The following is a 16,274-nucleotide window of genomic DNA, read 5'->3' as shown; positions in this document are numbered from 1 at the left end:
GAGCGAAGGGAGGCGTCTTATACAGACGGACTCGCCTGAGTCAACGCAGACAGGGCGCCAAAGGCCTTCTACTTCAGCTCTTCGGTGATGACGGTGAACTCGACCAGCCGAGCGGCGCCGAAGGTGGTGACGATGGCCACGTCGGTGGCGTCGCGGCCGATCGCCATCAGCAGGCGGCCGATGCGCGGCATGTTGTGACGGGCGTCGAAGGTGTGCCAGGCATTGCCCAGCCAGACCTGGAACCAGGCGCTGAAATCCATCACCCCGTGCACCGGGATGCCGATGTCGCCCATGTAGCCGGTCACATAGCGGGCCGGGATGTTCATGCAGCGGCACAGGGTGATGGCCAGGTGAGCGTAGTCGCGGCAGACGCCGTAACCCTCCTCGTGCGCCTCGAAGGCGGTCTTGGTCGGCCGGGCGTGCTCATAGCCGAAGGCCACCCGGTTGTGGGCGTACTCGACGATGGCCTGCACCCGGGCCCAGCCGGGAGGCGTGTCGGCGAACAGCTTCCAGGCCAGATCCCGCAACAGTTCGGTGTCGCAGTAGCGGGAGGGCAGCAGGTACTCGATGACCGAGTCGGGCAGATCCTCGATCGGGTGCTGGATGGCGTCCGGCACGATGGGGTCGGGGATGCCGCTGTCCTTGACGATGAACTCGCTGTGGATTGTGAACAGGCCGGGCGGGGCGACCACGCGGCTGCAGATGTTGCCGAAGGTGTCGATGTACTGGCGGACCGGCACATAGGGCTCGGTCAGCACGGTGTCGGGCGATTCCATGTCACCGGCCCGCTCGGGGCGCAGGTTGACCATCATCAGCATCGGTGTCTCGACCGGGCAGTCGTAGGTGATCTTGTAGCCGGCCCGAATTCGCATGTGGGGATGTCCCGCCCGTTGAAAGCCTGGGCCAGACTCAGCCCGCTTGCGCAACTCTCAGCGGGAAAGGCGGTTGCGCCGCTGCGGCATCCTCTACAGACAAATCGACCTCGACGTCCATGCCGACATAGTCCTCGGCCTCGCCGTCGAAGGAGCCCCACAGGGGCAGGGCCAGGCGCGGGTCGGCGACAACGGCGACGCGGATGAGGTCGAGATTGCCGACGATGCCGTTGGTCGGATCGAAATCCATCCAGCCGCAGCCGGGCACATAGGCCCGCATCCAGGCGTGGGTGTGGCCGCCGCCGGTGCGGCCGCCGGACTTGCCGCCCGACTTGGGCGAGCTCGAATAGATGTAGCCGGAGACGAAACGGGCCGCGATGCCCAGGGAGCGGGCCGCGTCCATCATCAGCACGGCGAAGTCGCGGCAGCTGCCGCTGCGCAGGGCCAGGGTCTCGGCCGGGCTCTGCGGCCCGCCGCGCAGGCGCAGGGCGTAGGCGAATTCGGCGCGGATGGCGTGGGTCATCTCGATCAGCACGGTGGAGACGGCGACATCGCCGCCTGCCGGAACGAAGCGGCGGGCCCATTGGGCGACCTCGCCGGAGTCCGAATGCGTGCGGTTCAGCGAGATGGCCAGCTCGGTGTGGTCGCCGGCGTCGTAAAGCGAGTCGACGCCGACGCGGGCGTCGCGGGTCTCGAACTCGAAGGAGGTGTGGACGGTGTGCTCGACCCGGGCCCGGCTGTCGAACACCAGGCGGTCGGCGGGCGCATCGAAGCGGGCGACGCCGACGCAGGCGCCGCTGACATCCTGGATGTGGCGCAGCAACTCAGGGTCGGGCGAGACCGTTACCGACGCGGAGAGCAGCCGCTGGTCGAAGGCCTGCAACGGCCGGAACATCATGCGATGCTCGCCGAAGGCCACCGGCTTGCGGTAGCGGTAGGTCGTCAGGTGGCGGATGGAAACAACGGCCATTGTCAGAACAGGGGCTCGATTTGACCGGTATGGCCAGTGGACTGCTTGTCGCAGGCGACGGGGCGCCTGTGATTGCTCGAAATAGAGGCGCCGATTCGCCGTTTTTTCTGATCGCGGACCATGCCGGTCAGGAAATCCCCCTCAACCTTAACAATCTCCAACTGTCTCATTCAGAAAGACAGCGACATATCGCCCTCGATATCGGCATCGCGGGTCTTGGCCCGATTCTCAGCGACGACCTCGGCGCCTGCCTGTTCGCCCAGCGCTACTCACGGCTGGTCATCGACTGCAACCGCAATCCCCAGCGGCGCGACGCCATCTGCGAGGTCAGCGACGGGACGGTGATCCCGGCCAATCTCGAGCTGAAGCCGCAGGAACGGCAGGCGCGCATCGACGAGATCTTCACGCCCTATCACGACGCCATCGACGCCGAGCTGGACGCCCGTGGCGACCGCCCGACGGTGATGGTCGCCCTGCACAGCTTCACCCCCTCGATGGCCGGCCACGACCGTCCCTGGCGCTATGGCGTGCTGCACCTGGGCGCCTCGCCGTTCTCCGACGCCATGCTGGCGCGGCTGCGCGAGACCTTCGGGCCGGAGGTGGTCGGCGACAACCAGCCCTACCGGATGGACGACATCGACTACTCCATTCCAAGACACGCCATCGGCCGGGGGCTCGACTACCTGGAACTGGAAGTTCGCCAGGACCTGATGGCCGATCCCGCCGGCGAGGCGGCGGTGGCCGCCCAGATCGCGCCTCTGCTAAGGGCGGCGCTGAGCGATATCGGGCTGTAGCCGCGAACGAAGCGGTCAACGATTGTACCATGTTTCGGGATTGGGAAGCAGGGCCTTTTCGGCAAGTTGTTGATTTAGCGTGATAATACGGTAGCGATCGGCGCTGTGAAAGTTGGCGCCGGCGTTGACAGGGCGTAGGCGCCGGAGCGGGGAATGTTGACGTGTTGTGATCCGCTCATGTCAACGCTCCGGCCGGCGGTCGCCAGGGCCCGAGATTTCGCCACCTTTCGTAGATGAATATGTCTAGACATATTGCGCAAACGCCCGGCGGGCGGGCGTTTCAGGCGGCAAGGAACGATGGACGATTTCGATCTCGACCGCTTCGTGCAGGCCCAGGACGGGGTCTGGGACCGTGCGCTGGCGGAGCTGACGGCCGGGGCCAAGCGCAGTCACTGGATGTGGTTCGTGTTTCCGCAGATCGCCGGGCTGGGGCACAGCGCCATGGCCCAGCGTTATGCCCTTGGTGGGCTGGCGGAGGCGCGGGCCTATCTGGCTCATCCGCTGCTGGGGCCAAGATTGCTGGCCTGCACGGCGGCGATGAACGGGCATGAGGGATTGAGCGCGCGGGCGATCCTCGGCCAGCCGGACGACATGAAGTTCCATTCGAGCATGACGGTGTTCGCGGCGGCCGATCCGGACGAACCGGCGTTTACGAAGGCGCTGGAGCGGTACTTCGGGGGTGAGAGGGACGCGGCGACGCTGGCGCGGATTTAGCGCCCTCCAAGCGCTGTCATCCTCCGGCGCCCGCAGGGCGACCGGGGGACCCAACTTTCCGCGTGAAAACTGCAAGGAGTCTTTCCGGGGCCGCCCTGGGTCCCCCGGTCCGCTGCGCGGCCGGAGGATGACAGCTTTTGGAGGGCGGACGAGAGGACCATACGAACACGCTGGACCGTTACAATATAACATTCTATAGGCCGTCCGTGAACCTCGCTGTCTTCACCTCCATCGCCGCCGCCGGCTTCGTCGTCGCCTTCATGCACGCGATCCTGCCGACTCACTGGCTGCCCTTCGTCCTGGTCGGGCGGGAGCAGAAGTGGTCGGCCGGCAAGACCATGGGGGTGACCGCCCTGGCGGGGCTGGGCCATGTGGCGTTCACGGTGCTGATCGGCGCCGTGGTCGTGGCCGCCGGCCTGGCCGTGGCGCCCAGGCTGGAGCACATGTTCAACTGGGTGGTCGCCGGCCTGCTGCTGGCGATGGGCGTCTGGTATCTGCTGCGCAAGTCGCATGAGCACCCGACGGCGCCCCGGGGCTTCCGCTCCGACCGGGCGGCGGTCATCGGCCTGGTGCTGCTGCTCACCCTGTCGCCCTGCGGCGAATTCGTCGCCGTCTACTTCTCGGCCATCCAGCATGGCTGGCTGGGTTTTGGCCTGCTCAGCCTGGTGCTGCTGTCGGCGACGGCCCTGGCCATGATGCTGTTCACCGGCCTGACCCTGGCCGGGACGCGGATGATCAACCTCGACGCCCTGCAGAAGCGGGAATCGCTGATCATCGGCTGGATGCTGATCCTGATGGCGGGCGTGGTGCTGATCTTCCAGCCCTGACCGGCCCTCGCCCATTTCGCTTTCGCCGCCCAGCGCCTAGATAAGCGGCCATGACCACCACGACCCCGTCCAAGACCCCCGTCACCGTCCTCACCGGCTACCTCGGGGCCGGCAAGACCACCCTGCTGAACCGCATCCTCACCGAGGATCACGGCAAGCGCTATGCCGTCATCGTCAACGAGTTCGGCGAGGTGGGCATCGACAACGACCTGGTGGTCGGGGCCGACGAGGAAGTGTTCGAGATGAACAACGGCTGCGTCTGCTGCACGGTGCGCGGCGACCTGATCCGGGTGCTGTCCGGGCTGATGAAGCGCAAGGGCGGCTTCGACGCCATCATCGTCGAGACCACCGGCCTCGCCGATCCGGGCCCCGTGGCCCAGACCTTCTTCGTCGACGACGACGTGCGGGCCCGCACCCAGCTGGATTCGGTGACCACCGTCGTCGACGCCAAGCACCTGCCGCTGCGGCTGGCCGACTCCAAAGAGGCCGTCGAGCAGATCGCCTTCGCCGACCAGATCGTGCTCAACAAGACCGACCTGGTGACCGAGGCCGAGCTTCTGGCCGTCGAGGCCTCGATCCGGCGGATCAATCCGCTGGCCCCGATCCACCGCACCACCCGCAGTCAGGTGCCACTCGACGCCATCCTCGGCCGCGGCAGCTTCGATCTGGAGCGGATCACCGACCTGGAGCCGGAATTCCTCAACCCCGCCCACGGGGAAGAGGGCCATGTGCATGACGAGCACTGCGAACATGATCACCACGGGCATGACCATCACCACCATGATCACGGGCACGACCATGCGCATGTGCACGACCACGCCGCCGAGGCGGGGATCAAGGGGATTTCGCTCACCGCCGACAAGCCGCTGGACGGCATCCGGGTGACGAACTGGCTGAACCAGCTGCTGGCCGAGAAGGGCGTCGATATCCTGCGCGCCAAGGGCATCATCGACATCAAGGGCGATGAGCGCCGGCTGGTCTTCCAGGCCGTGCACATGATCCTGGAAGGCGACTACCAGCGCGAATGGACGGCGAAGGACAACCGCTACAGCCGGATGGTGTTCATCGGGCGCGATCTGGACGAAGCGGCCCTGAAGGCCGGGTTCGAGGGCTGTATCGCTTAGCCTCCCTCCCCGAATGGGGAGGGCAGACGCGCGGTTACGCGCGTCGGGTGGGGAAGTCGGTCCGAGACAATCGTGACATTCCACAGAGAAGACTAGCCGGCGGGAGCCGGTGACCCACTGCCCCACCCGGCCTGTCGGCCTACCCTCCCCATTCGGGGAGGGACGAAAAAGGGCCCGAGGTTTCCCTCGGGCCCTTTCGATTCCAGCAGGACCTAAGCCCTACTCGATGTCTTCGTTGATGATGCCGACCTTGAAGTAGCCGTTCTCTTGCAGAACGTTCAGCACGGCCATGAAGTCTTCGTACAGCACGTCCGGGTCGGCCTGCAGGAAGACCCGCTCGGTCTGCGGCGTGGCGGTGACGCCCTTCTTGACCATGTCGGCCGGAACGTCGGCGGGCAGGTTTTCAAGGCGGGTCTGCTGACCGTCGATGAACAGCGCGCCCGACTTCTGGATGAAGATGATCGTCGGATCCGGCGGCTTCTTGGCGTTCGGGGGCGGCGGGATGGCGGGCGGCAGGTCGATCGCGATCGACACCGTGGCCAGAGGCGCCGCGACCATGAAGATGATCAGCAGCACGAGCATGACGTCGACGAACGGCGTCACGTTGATCTCGGAATTCTGCCCGAGATCGAACTTTGACTTCTTGCCGCCGCCGGCCAGTTGGGCACCCATTCGAACACTCCTCATGGCGAGCCACTTGGCGGCCCGTCTGTTATTCGCTTCTCCCATGGCGCAGGAGCGGCGACCTGTAAAGCCCGTCTCTCGCCGTGCGGGAATCTGAACGCCGCTATGGCGGTCGGGGGTCCATCCGGTCTAATCGGAAAAGCATGATCCTCGAATTCGACGCCTATGTGACCGCCGCGCTTTTCGACGCCAAAGCCGTACCGATGTTCGCTCTCGGGGACGGCACGGCGCGCCTTGTAACGCTTGAAGGATTCGTCACGGTCGAGGCGCACGACGGCGCCGTGCTGGCCGCCTGCGCCCATCCCTCGGGCGACGGATTGCTGACCGCCGGCGACGACGGACGGGTGGTCTGGAGCCGGCTGGAGGGCGACGAGCTGGTCGCCAGCGAAATCGCGAGCGTGAAGGGAAAATGGATCGACGCGGTCGCGGCCAGCGCCGAATCCGGCCTGATCGCCTTCTCGGCGGGTCGCGAGCTGCACGTCCGCGATTCGAAGGATGCCGCCTTTTCGCGCATCTTCACCCACGACAAGTCGGTGGCCGATATCGCCTTCGACCCCAAGGGCCGGCGCATCGCCACGGCCACCTATGGCGGGGCGGCGCTGTGGTACGCCCGGATCGAGAAGCAGGTCCCGCAGATGTTGAAATGGGCCGGCAGCCACGCCCTGGTGCTGTGGAGCCCGGACGGCAGGTTCCTGATGAGCGCCATGCAGGAGAACAGCCTGCACGGCTGGCGGCTGTCCGATTCCAAGGACATGCGGATGGGCGGCTATCCGGCCAAGGTCAAAAGCCTGGCCTTCCTGTCGGGCGGGCTGATGCTGGCGACGTCGGGCGCCAACGGGGCGGTGGTCTGGCCGTTCCAGGGGGCGAACGGGCCGATGGGCAAGGAGGCGGCCGAGATCGCCTATGACCAGGATGCCCTGGTCGTGCGGGTGGCGGCGACGCCGGGGGCCGGGCTGCTGGCCGGCGGGCTGGACGACGGGCGGGTCTGGGTCTGTGACCTGAAGAGCGGCCGGCGCGAGATGATCAAGGCCGAGAAGGGCGCGGCCATCTCCGCCCTGGCGATGACGCCGGACGGGCGGAGCCTGGCCTGGGGGGATGAGGACGGCGGCGCGGGGGTGGCGGCGGTTCCGTTGTAGCCTCCCTCCCCGAATTGGGGAGGGCAGGCGCGCGTTGCGCGCCGGGTGGGGCGGTGGGTCACTGACGCCGGCCGGTTTGTCTTCTCAGTGGACTGTCGCAAAGGTCACGAACCGACTTCCCCACCCGACGCGCGTAACCGCGCGTCTTCCCTCCCCAATTCGGGGAGGGAGGTCAGCGCTGGCTCAATCGAAACCGCGCATCTCCGCCCAGACGTCGAAGGGGTCGCGGCGGGTGCGCAGGCTGTTGATCGGCGCGGTGTCGTCGGCGTAGCCGAGCGCCATGCCGGAAAACAGCATGTGATCCTCGGGCAGCCCGAGGAAATCGCCGACGGTCTTCGGATAGCGGGCCCAGAACTCCTGGGCGCAGGTCGCCAGGCCGGCCTCGACGGCCAGCAGCATCAGGGTCTGCATGTACATGCCGACGTCCGACCACTGCGGCGGCCCAAGCTTACGGTCGAGGCTGAAGAAGAGGCCGACCGGGGCGCCGAAGAACTGGGTGTTCTTGAACAGCTGGCGCAAGCGGGCGGGCTTGTCGTCGCGGGGGATGCCGATCGTCGCATAGAGATCCTCGCCGCATTCGAAGCGGCGGGTGCGGAAGGGGTCCCAGAGGTTCTCGGGATAGACGTCATATTCCGGCTGTTCGCCGCCGAGGTTGGCGCCGACCTTGGCTTTCAGCGCTTCCAGCGGGGCGCCGGCGATGGCGTGGACGCGCCAGGGCTGCAGGTTGCCGCCGCTGGGGGCGCGGTGGGCCTTTTCCAGCAGGTCGCGCAGCAGGGCGCCGGGGACCGGGTCCGGCTTGAAGGCGCGAACGGAAACGCGGGCGGCGACGGCGTCGGAGACGTTCATGGGGGCGACTTTCGACAAGGGACGGGGAGCCGGTTAGCATGCGGCCCCAAGGTCATGGCAAGGGGCGATGCGCGTGTCGGACGAGACACCAGGCAAGGACGAGGACGGCATCGACGCCGCGCCGCCCGACGACGCGGCCGAGGGCCACCGGCTGTCCGACGCGCCGGAGCAGGACCCGGCCGACGGCGGCGCGCCGACGGAGGCGGAGCCGCCGCCGGAGCCTGAACCGGAGCCGCCCCTGGTCATCGCGCCGGAGCCGGCCCCGCGCCCCGCACCGCGCGCGGCAGCCCCGGCCAGGTCGGGAAGTTTCCTCGGCAAGCTGGTTCGCCGGCTGGTGATGCTGGTGCTGGTGGTCGGGGTGCTGTTGCCGGTGACCTCGACGCTGCTGTTCAAGGTCGTGCCGCCGCCGGTGACCATCCTGATGATCCAGCGGGTGTTCGAGGGCAAGGGGCTGGACCGGCGGTGGATGTCGCTGTCGAAGATGAGCCCGGCCCTGCCCAACGCGGTGATCGCCGCCGAGGACGCCCGCTATTGCAGCCACTGGGGCTTCGACTTCCAGGCCATGGAAAAGGCCATGGCCCACAACCAGCGCCGGCCGGGCAGGATCCGCGGCGGTTCGACGATCAGCCAGCAGACGGCCAAGAACGTCTTCCTGTGGCCGCAGCGGTCTTATGTGCGCAAGGGCCTGGAGGCCTATTTCACGGTGCTGATCGAGGGGCTGTGGGGCAAGCGGCGGATCATGGAGGTCTACCTCAACAGCGTCGAATGGGGGCCGGGCGTGTATGGGGCGGACTCGGCGGCGCGGCGGTATTTCGGGGTTGGAGCGGACCAGCTGACGGCGTCGCAGGCGGCGCGGCTGGCGGCCATTCTGCCCAGCCCGCTGAAGTGGAAGGCGGCGACGCCGGGGCCCTATGTGCGCAAGCGGTCCAAGCGGATCGGCGCGGCCAGCGGCACGGTGCGGCGGGAAGGGCTGGCGGCCTGCGTGGGGTAGCCGCCTCCAATTCCTCCTTCGGCGCGAAGCGACGGGGGAGGATTTTCTTGACGCAACCCTTCCCCTGCGGTCCCTTGCCGCACCCCAAAATCCGTAAGGAAGCGTCCCATGAAGAAGACGACCCTGCTGGCGGCTACGGCCGCCCTGGCGTTGACCACCGGCCTGACCGCCGTCGCCGTGGCCCAGGCCCCTGCCCCGCCTCCGGCCGCGGCGCCCGCCGCCACGCCCACCCCCGAAGAGGCCAAGGCCTTCATCGACAAGGCCGAGGCCGACCTCGCCAAACTGTCCGAGTACGTCAACAAGTCGAGCTGGGTGCGCGCCACCTACATCACCGAGGACACCATGTTCCTCGAGGCCAAGGCCGGGGCCGAGGCCACGACCCTGGCCACCGACCTGGCCGTGCAGGCGGCGAAGTATGACAAGACCGCCGCCGACCCGGTCACCCGCCGCAAGCTGGACATCCTCAAGCGCGCCCTGGTGCTGCCGGCCCCGCAACGGCCCGGCGCCGCCGACCAGATGGCGACCATCGCCAGCCGGCTCGACAGCATCTATTCGACCGGCAAGTTCGAGTTCAAAGGCAAGCAGATCACCCTCAACGACGCCGAGGATGTGCTGGCCGAGAGCCGGGATCCCGAAGAGCTGAAGGCGGCCTGGGAAGGCTGGCACTCGATCTCGCCGAAGATGACCGCCGACTACGCCCAGCTGGTCGAACTGGCCAACGAGGGCAGCAAGCAGCTGGGCTATGCCGACACCGGGGCCCTGTGGCGCTCGGGCTATGACATGGAGCCCGACGCCTTCGCCGCCGAGACCGACCGGCTGTGGAGCCAGGTCGAGCCCTTCTACGAGAACCTGCACTGCTATGTGCGCGCGAAGCTGAACGCCCAGTACGGCGACGCCGTGCAGCCCAAGACCGGCCCGATCCGCGCCGACCTCCTGGGCAACATGTGGGCCCAACAGTGGGGCAACATCTATCCGATCGTCAAACCGGCCGACGATACGGCCGGCTACAGCCTCGACAAGCTGCTGGTCGAGAAGGGCTATGACCCGCTGAAGATGGTGAAGACCGGCGAGAACTTCTATTCCTCGCTGGGCATGGCGCCGCTGCCGGAAACCTTCTGGACGCGCAGCCAGATCACCCGACCCGAAGGCCGCGAGGTGGTCTGCCACGCCTCGGCCTGGGACCTCGACGACCGCGACGACATCCGCATCAAGATGTGCACCAAGGTCAACGCCGAGGACTTCTACACCGTCCACCACGAGCTGGGGCACAACTACTACCAGCGCGCCTACAAGGATCAGCCCTATATCTTCAAGGGCGGCGCCAACGACGGTTTCCATGAGGCCATCGGCGACTTCGTCGGCCTGTCGGCCCTGACCCCCACCTACCTCAACCAGGTGGGCATCCTCGACAAGGTTCCGGGCACGGAGGGCGACACGCCCTTCCTGCTGAAGATGGCGCTCGACAAGATCGCCTTCATGCCGTTCGGCCTGATGGTCGATCGCTGGCGCTGGCAGGTCTATGACGGCTCGGTCAAGCCGGCCGACTACAACAAGGCCTGGTGGGCGCTGAAGCTGAAGTACCAGGGCATCACCCCGCCCGGCCCGCGGCCGGCGGACGCCTTCGATCCGGGCGCCAAGTATCACGTGCCGGCCAATGTGCCGTACACGCGCTACTTCCTGGCCCACGTCTATCAGTTCCAGTTCCACCGGGCCGCCTGCAAGCAGGCCGGCTGGACCGGCCCGCTGCACCGGTGCTCCGTGTACGGAAACAAGGCGGTCGGGGCGAAGTTCAACAAGATGATGGAGATGGGCCAATCCAAGCCCTGGCCGGACGAACTGGAAGCCTTCACCGGCGAGCGCCGCACCGACGCCAGCGCGGTGACCGAATACTTCAAGCCGCTGAACACTTGGCTGATCAAGCAGAACAAGGGGCAAAAGTGCGGCTGGTAGCGGGGACGGGTTCTGCGCCGCGCCGTCGGCGCAGAACCTGACTCCATCCTCGCCCGCGGTACCTGTCCCCGATCTGGCGCTGAGGATCGGGGACAGGCACGCCGACGACAGACGGCGTTCTTCCCGGTCCCGGCAGCGCCGCGGCGAGCCAGTCCCCATCTTCAGAGTTACCGCATAATTCACCGCCCTTGGTGGCCGATGCGTTTACCGCGCCCACCCAACCTGCACGGTCGGCGGACAGCTTTGGTCCGTTGTCGGGGTCGGGGTCATTCCAATGGGCGCGCAAGGTTTGGTGCGGGCCGCCATGGCGCGGCTGAAGTCGTTCGGCGACAACCGGAGGGGCGCCCTGGCCATCCAGGCGGCCTTCATCGGCACGCCGATGGTGGTGCTGAGCATGGGGGCGGTGGACATCGCCAACGGCTCGGCCGCCAAGACCCGGCTGCAGGACGCGCTGGACTCCGCCGCCCTGACCGCCGCCCGCTCCGCCCAGTTCACCGACGCCGGCCTGCAGTCGATCGGCTCGCAGGCCCTGGCCGCCAACATGGCCGGCTCGCACGCCACCATCACCACCTCATCCTTCAAGGCCGAGGGCAACAAGGTGATCGCCAGCGCCAGCGCCACGGTGACGCCGATCGTCGCCGGCATCTGGCTGCAGGGCGACATGGTGGTCGGCGCCAAGGCCGACGTCACCCGCTCGGTCAACAAGATCGAACTGGCCCTGGTGCTCGACACCACCGGCTCGATGAAGGGCAGCAAGCTCAGCAACCTGAAGACCGCCTCGAAGAACCTCATCGACACCCTGTCGGAGGCGGCGCAGCGCAGCGTCGAGAGCGATCCGGTCAAGATCGCCATCGCCCCCTTCTCGATGACGGTGAAGGTCGGGACCGGCTATCGCGACGCAGGCTGGATCGACCAGAACGCCGCCGCCCCGATCAACGACCAGATCTTCGCCAGCCACGCCAACCGCTTCACCCTGCTCAGCAACATGGGCGTCTCCTGGGGCGGCTGCGTCGAGAGCCGGGAAGCGCCCTATGACGTGCAGGACACCGCGCCGAGCGCCGGTACACCGGCCACCCTGTTCACCCCCTACTTCGCGCCGGACGAGCCGAGCAGCGGCGGCACCTACTACAACAGCTACCTGCCCGACGTGACCAACAGCTCCAACTGGAAGACCCGCCAGGGCTATGTCGCCAAGTACAACCGCGCGCCCACCAGCACGGGGACAAATTCCAGCACCGGCTACACCTACGGCCCCAACAGCGGCTGCCAGCTGTCGCCGATCACCCGCCTGACCGACGACTGGACCAGCCTCAAGAGCGCCGTCGATGACATGGTCGCGGTCGGCGACACCAACATTCCGCTCGGCCTGATGTGGGGCTGGCACCTGCTCAGCCCCAACGCCCCGTTCGCCGACGGACGGGCCTACAACACCCCCAAGTCGACCAAGATCGTGGTGCTGATGACCGATGGCGAGAACACCATGGGCTCGACCGGCAACAACAACGCCTCGCTGTACAATTCGCTGGGCTACATCTGGCAGAACCGGCTTGGGATTACTTCGGGCAACACCGCCGCGCGCAAGGCGGCGATGGACGGCCGGCTGACCACCCTGTGCAACAACATGAAGGCCGAGAAGATCGTCATCTACACGGTGCGGGTCGAGGTCTCGAGCGGCGACTCCAGCGTCCTGCGCGGCTGCGCCAGTTCGAACGACAAGTTCTACGACGTGCAGGACGCCAGCCAGCTGAACGCGGTGTTCAACGCCATCGCCGGCTCCATCGAGAACCTGCGGATCCTGAAGTGAAGTTACCCTTCGTTCACCGTCTTCGTTGGCCAGTTCCTTTACCAGCCCGGGCCTAGAAAACCCGATCAGGATTGGGTTCATGACGCACGACAGCCACGCCTCGGACGCAGGTCGCAAGACTTTGGGGGGACGCCTGCGCGGCCTGCTGCGCCGGTTCGCGCGCGCCCGTCGCGGCGCGGTGGCGGTGCAGTTCGCGGTCATCGCGCTGCCGCTGGCGGTGCTGTCGCTGGGGCTGATCGACGTCAACCAGGCCAGCATGTCCAAGCGCTCCCTGCAGGATGCGCTCGACGCCGCCGCGCTGATCGTCGCCAAGTCCAGCGCCAGCACCAACGCCCAGGCCGACTCCATTGGCGACACCGCCCTGGCCGCCCAGCTGGCCTCGATGAATTCCACCGACGGCAGCCTGATCTCCGCGACCTTCACCCTGGGCGGGACGGGCAACACCACGGTCCTGGCCGACGCCTCGATGTCGGTGACTCCCGTGGTGGCCAACCTCTGGCTACAGGGCAACATGACTGTCGGCGCCCATTCGGAGGTCATGCGCGCCAGCTATGACCTGGAAGTGGCCCTGGTGCTCGACGTCACCACCTCGATGACCGGCACCAAGCTGACCGACCTGAAGAGCGCCGCCACCAGCCTGGTCAGCCTGGTCGTCAAGGACAGCCAGACTCCCTACTACTCGAAGATGTCGATCATCCCGTACACCAACGCGGTCAATGTCGGCAGCACCTATGCCGCCACCGCGCGCGGCGCCGTCCCGGCCGCCAAGACCATCACCGGCGCCAGCTGGGCCAGCGGCTCGGCCAAGACCATCACCGGCATCACCAAGGCCAACCCGGCGGTGGTGACCTCCAACGGCCACGGCTTCAGCAATGGCGACCGCGTCTACATCAGCGGCGTCAAGGGCATGACCCAGGTCAACGGCAACGTCTACACGGTCGCCAACAAGACCACGAACAGCTTCCAGCTGTCGGGGACCAACTCCAGCAACTACAACAGCTTCCAGACCGGCAACACACCGCGGGCGACCAAGTGCCAGGCGACGGATTGCGAGGTCGTGGTCACCGCCAACGGCCACGGCTTCGCCAACGACGCCTGGGTCTACATTACCGGCGTCGGCGGCATGACCAACATCAACAGCGCCGCCTGGCAGGTGAAAAACACCGCGACCAACACCTTCTGGCTCGATGGCTCCTTCGGACCTGACTACAGCGCTTTCAGCTCGAACGGCTCCGCCTGGTGCACGACCAACGGCTGCCAGTACCAGCGCTTCCTCAACAACAGCGGCGGCGTAAAGATCTTCCAGATCAGCACCTGCGTCAGCGAGCGGACGACCAACGCCTACACCGACGACTCGCCGGCCACGACCCTGCTGGGCACGAACTATCCCGCCAGCAGCAACCCGTGCCTGAGCAACACCGTCATCCCCCTGACCAGCACCAAGTCGACGCTCAACACGGCGATCAGCGGCCTGGCGGCGTCCGGCTCCTCCGGCGGTCACATCGGGGTGGCCTGGGGCTGGTACTCGATCTCGCCCAACTTCACCTCGATCTTCAGCGGGACCAGCGCGCCGGCCTCCTACACCGCGCCGCACATCAAGAAGGTCCTGATCCTGATGACCGACGGGGAGTACAACAGCTCCTACTGCAACGGCGTCATCTCGCAGGACTCGACCAGCGGTTCGGGCTCGACCAGCGACCACATCAACTGCAATGCGCCGAACGGCAACACCTATACGCAGGCCGAGGCGCTGTGCACGCAGATGAAGCTGAAGGACGTGATCATCTACACGGTCGGCTTCCAGGTCGGGAACGCCACCAACGCCGTCAATCTGATCAACAACTGCGCCACCGACGCGGCCCACGTTTACACGCCGAACACCGGCACGGCCCTGCAGGACGCCTTCGAGGCCATCGGCGCCGACATCGCCTCCCTGCGAATATCCAGATAGCGGTTCCTTTACCGATCCGGCCTAACCTGACCCCACAATGGGGATGGCCATGAGACGGCTGCTGACACGGGCGAAAACCAGGCTGGCGGGCTTCCGGCGCGACGAGGGCGGCAACATCGCCATCATCGCCGCCATCGGCGTGCCCGTGCTGGCCCTGATCAGCTTCGCCCTGCTCGACGTCAACCGGGCCAGCACCCAGAAGCGGGAACTGCAGGACGCCCTCGACGCCGCCGCCCTCTACGCCGCCCGCTCGCCGGCCGTCACCGACGCCGACCTGCAGAAGGTGGGAAGCAAGGCGCTGGTCGCCCAGCTGGGCGCGATGGTCGATGCAAAGCTGCTGAGCTCCAGCTTCACGCTCGACAAGTCCGGCGCCGTGGTCGCCACCGCCCAGGCCAGCGTCAAGCCCTTCGTCTCGAACCTCTGGCTGCAGCGCGACATGCTGGTCGGCGCCAGGTCGGAAGTGCTGCGCTCGATGAACAAAATCGAGCTGGCCCTGGTGCTCGACAACACCGGCTCGATGGCCGGCGACAAGCTGAGCAACCTCAAGAAGGCCGCCAAAAACCTGATCGACACCCTGGCCGCCAGCGCCGCCCGCAGCAGCGAGCCCAATCCGGTCAGAATCGGCATCGTCCCCTTCAGCCAGACGGTGAAGGTTGGCGCGACCTACAGGAGCCAGGCCTGGATCGACCAGACCGGGGCTGCGCCGATCAACCAGGAAATCTTCTTCGACAAGGCCACGGGCAAGCCGGTCAACGCCAACCGCTTCACCCTGCTCAGTAACATGGGCCAGAGCTGGGGCGGCTGCGTCGAGACCCGGGCCCAGCCCTACGACGTGCAGGACACCGCGCCGAGCGCCGGCACGCCGGCCACCCTCTACACGCCCTTCTTCGCGCCGGACGAGCCGGACTCGCGCGCCAAGTCCGGCTACGCCAACGGCGACTTCGGCAGCTTCAGCAACGACTACCTGCCCGACGAGGTATTCAGCACCTCAAACTGGAAGATCCCGCAGGGCTACGTCGGCAAGTACGACCAGGCGCCCAGCGGCGGCGGCGGCCCCAACCGGGGCTGCGACCTGCAGCCGATCATGCGGCTGACCGCGAGTTGGTCCAGCCTCAAGAGCCTGGTCGACGGCATGGTCGCCACCGGCAACACCAACATCCCGATCGGGGCCGCCTGGGGCTGGAACCTGCTGTCGCCGACCGGCCCGTTCGCCGACGGCGCCGCCTATGGCACGGCCAAGCTCAGCAAGATCGCCATCATCATGACCGACGGCGACAACGTCATGAGCGATGCCAATAACGACAACGAGAGCAACTACAACGCCCTCGGCTACCTCTGGCAGAACCGGCTGGGCATCGACCGCGGCGGCGAGGGCGCCCGCACGGCGGCGATGGACAAGCGCCTGGCCCTGCTGTGCGAGAACATGAAGGCCAAGGGCATCGTGGTCTATACGGTGCGGGTCGAGGTCAAATCAGGGGCCAGCGCGCTCTTGAAGAAGTGCGCCACCTCTTCCGACCGCTACTACGACGTCCAGGACGCCGATGACCTGGACGATGTCTTCCAGCGCATCGCCGGCGAAATCTCCAACCTGCGGATTTCCAAGTAGGCGCC

Annotated in this window: 14 protein-coding genes; 10 read left to right on the top strand and 4 right to left on the bottom strand. The window is 66.8% G+C overall.

All coding sequences use genetic code 11. The features are described 5' to 3' along the window. Positions 1–68: 68 nt before the first annotated feature. On the bottom strand, positions 69–872 hold the full coding sequence (locus O5I81_RS03495) for a transglutaminase family protein (protein WP_271067556.1): 804 nt from the start codon (positions 870–872) through the stop codon (positions 69–71). Between the two features lie 37 nt (positions 873–909). Further along, the gene (locus O5I81_RS03490) at positions 910–1,842 is read right to left on the bottom strand and encodes a transglutaminase family protein (RefSeq protein ID WP_271067555.1); all 933 of its coding nucleotides are present in this window, start codon (positions 1,840–1,842) and stop codon (positions 910–912) included. A 68-nt stretch (positions 1,843–1,910) separates the two neighbouring features. Here O5I81_RS03490 and O5I81_RS03485 point away from each other — a divergent pair, with 68 nt between their 5' ends. The 4 genes from O5I81_RS03485 to O5I81_RS03470 all read left to right on the top strand — a co-directional run bounded on the left by O5I81_RS03485 (position 1,911) and on the right by O5I81_RS03470 (position 5,301). Then, complete coding sequence (locus O5I81_RS03485; RefSeq protein WP_271067554.1) at positions 1,911–2,636, top strand: N-formylglutamate amidohydrolase; 726 nt, start codon at positions 1,911–1,913, stop codon at positions 2,634–2,636. 297 nt (positions 2,637–2,933) lie between these two features. Beyond that, positions 2,934–3,350, top strand: coding sequence for a DUF1810 domain-containing protein (locus O5I81_RS03480; protein ID WP_271067553.1), 417 nt, complete (start codon positions 2,934–2,936; stop codon positions 3,348–3,350). A gap of 206 nt (positions 3,351–3,556) precedes the next feature. After that, entirely contained in the window at positions 3,557–4,177 is a 621-nt protein-coding gene (locus O5I81_RS03475; protein ID WP_271067552.1) for a hypothetical protein, read from the top strand. 50 nt (positions 4,178–4,227) lie between these two features. Beyond that, complete coding sequence (locus tag O5I81_RS03470; protein ID WP_271067551.1) at positions 4,228–5,301, top strand: GTP-binding protein; 1,074 nt, start codon at positions 4,228–4,230, stop codon at positions 5,299–5,301. 219 nt (positions 5,302–5,520) lie between these two features. Here the strand turns inward: O5I81_RS03470 and O5I81_RS03465 are convergent, their stop codons facing one another. Then, positions 5,521–5,973 carry a biopolymer transporter ExbD gene (locus O5I81_RS03465; RefSeq protein WP_271067550.1) on the bottom strand — a complete coding sequence of 151 codons (453 nt, stop codon included), beginning with the start codon at positions 5,971–5,973 and terminating at the stop codon, positions 5,521–5,523. Between the two features lie 155 nt (positions 5,974–6,128). Between O5I81_RS03465 and O5I81_RS03460 the strand changes: the two genes are divergently transcribed. Beyond that, positions 6,129–7,121: a WD40 repeat domain-containing protein gene (locus O5I81_RS03460; RefSeq protein WP_271067549.1), complete on the top strand. Its 993-nt coding sequence runs from the start codon at positions 6,129–6,131 to the stop codon at positions 7,119–7,121. Positions 7,122–7,304: 183 nt separating this feature from the next. Here O5I81_RS03460 and O5I81_RS03455 read toward each other — a convergent pair whose 3' ends face one another. Continuing rightward, complete coding sequence (locus O5I81_RS03455; protein ID WP_271067548.1) at positions 7,305–7,967, bottom strand: nitroreductase; 663 nt, start codon at positions 7,965–7,967, stop codon at positions 7,305–7,307. Positions 7,968–8,286: 319 nt separating this feature from the next. On the opposite strand from O5I81_RS03455, the gene mtgA reads away from it, so the two are divergent. From mtgA to O5I81_RS03430, 5 genes are all read left to right on the top strand, one after another. Next, complete coding sequence (mtgA, locus tag O5I81_RS03450; protein WP_271069096.1) at positions 8,287–8,958, top strand: monofunctional biosynthetic peptidoglycan transglycosylase; 672 nt, start codon at positions 8,287–8,289, stop codon at positions 8,956–8,958. A 108-nt stretch (positions 8,959–9,066) separates the two neighbouring features. Then, the gene (locus O5I81_RS03445) at positions 9,067–10,908 is read left to right on the top strand and encodes a M2 family metallopeptidase (protein WP_271067547.1); all 1,842 of its coding nucleotides are present in this window, start codon (positions 9,067–9,069) and stop codon (positions 10,906–10,908) included. Between the two features lie 274 nt (positions 10,909–11,182). After that, positions 11,183–12,712: a pilus assembly protein gene (locus O5I81_RS03440; RefSeq protein WP_271067546.1), complete on the top strand. Its 1,530-nt coding sequence runs from the start codon at positions 11,183–11,185 to the stop codon at positions 12,710–12,712. Between the two features lie 79 nt (positions 12,713–12,791). Further along, on the top strand, positions 12,792–14,663 hold the full coding sequence (locus O5I81_RS03435; RefSeq protein WP_271067545.1) for a ubiquitin-activating E1 FCCH domain-containing protein: 1,872 nt from the start codon (positions 12,792–12,794) through the stop codon (positions 14,661–14,663). A 49-nt stretch (positions 14,664–14,712) separates the two neighbouring features. Continuing rightward, positions 14,713–16,269, top strand: a complete 1,557-nt coding sequence (locus O5I81_RS03430) for a TadE/TadG family type IV pilus assembly protein (protein WP_271067544.1) — start codon at positions 14,713–14,715, stop codon at positions 16,267–16,269. Positions 16,270–16,274 lie beyond the last annotated feature (5 nt).

Origin of the sequence: Caulobacter sp. NIBR1757, assembly GCF_027912495.1 — a bacterium.
Classification (GTDB): Bacteria; Pseudomonadota; Alphaproteobacteria; order Caulobacterales; family Caulobacteraceae; genus Caulobacter.
This window is presented reverse-complemented; position numbering and strand designations above follow the sequence as displayed.

Coding starts and splice junctions, on each gene's coding strand:
- O5I81_RS03495 (WP_271067556.1), bottom strand. CDS start 872: ATGCGAATTCGGGCCGGCTACAAGATCACCTACGACTGCCCGGTCGAG.
- O5I81_RS03490 (WP_271067555.1), bottom strand. CDS start 1,842: ATGGCCGTTGTTTCCATCCGCCACCTGACGACCTACCGCTACCGCAAG.
- O5I81_RS03480 (WP_271067553.1), top strand. CDS start 2,934: ATGGACGATTTCGATCTCGACCGCTTCGTGCAGGCCCAGGACGGGGTC.
- O5I81_RS03470 (WP_271067551.1), top strand. CDS start 4,228: ATGACCACCACGACCCCGTCCAAGACCCCCGTCACCGTCCTCACCGGC.
- O5I81_RS03465 (WP_271067550.1), bottom strand. CDS start 5,973: ATGGGTGCCCAACTGGCCGGCGGCGGCAAGAAGTCAAAGTTCGATCTC.
- O5I81_RS03460 (WP_271067549.1), top strand. CDS start 6,129: ATGATCCTCGAATTCGACGCCTATGTGACCGCCGCGCTTTTCGACGCC.
- O5I81_RS03455 (WP_271067548.1), bottom strand. CDS start 7,967: ATGAACGTCTCCGACGCCGTCGCCGCCCGCGTTTCCGTTCGCGCCTTC.
- O5I81_RS03445 (WP_271067547.1), top strand. CDS start 9,067: ATGAAGAAGACGACCCTGCTGGCGGCTACGGCCGCCCTGGCGTTGACC.
- O5I81_RS03440 (WP_271067546.1), top strand. CDS start 11,183: ATGGGCGCGCAAGGTTTGGTGCGGGCCGCCATGGCGCGGCTGAAGTCG.
- O5I81_RS03435 (WP_271067545.1), top strand. CDS start 12,792: ATGACGCACGACAGCCACGCCTCGGACGCAGGTCGCAAGACTTTGGGG.
- O5I81_RS03430 (WP_271067544.1), top strand. CDS start 14,713: ATGAGACGGCTGCTGACACGGGCGAAAACCAGGCTGGCGGGCTTCCGG.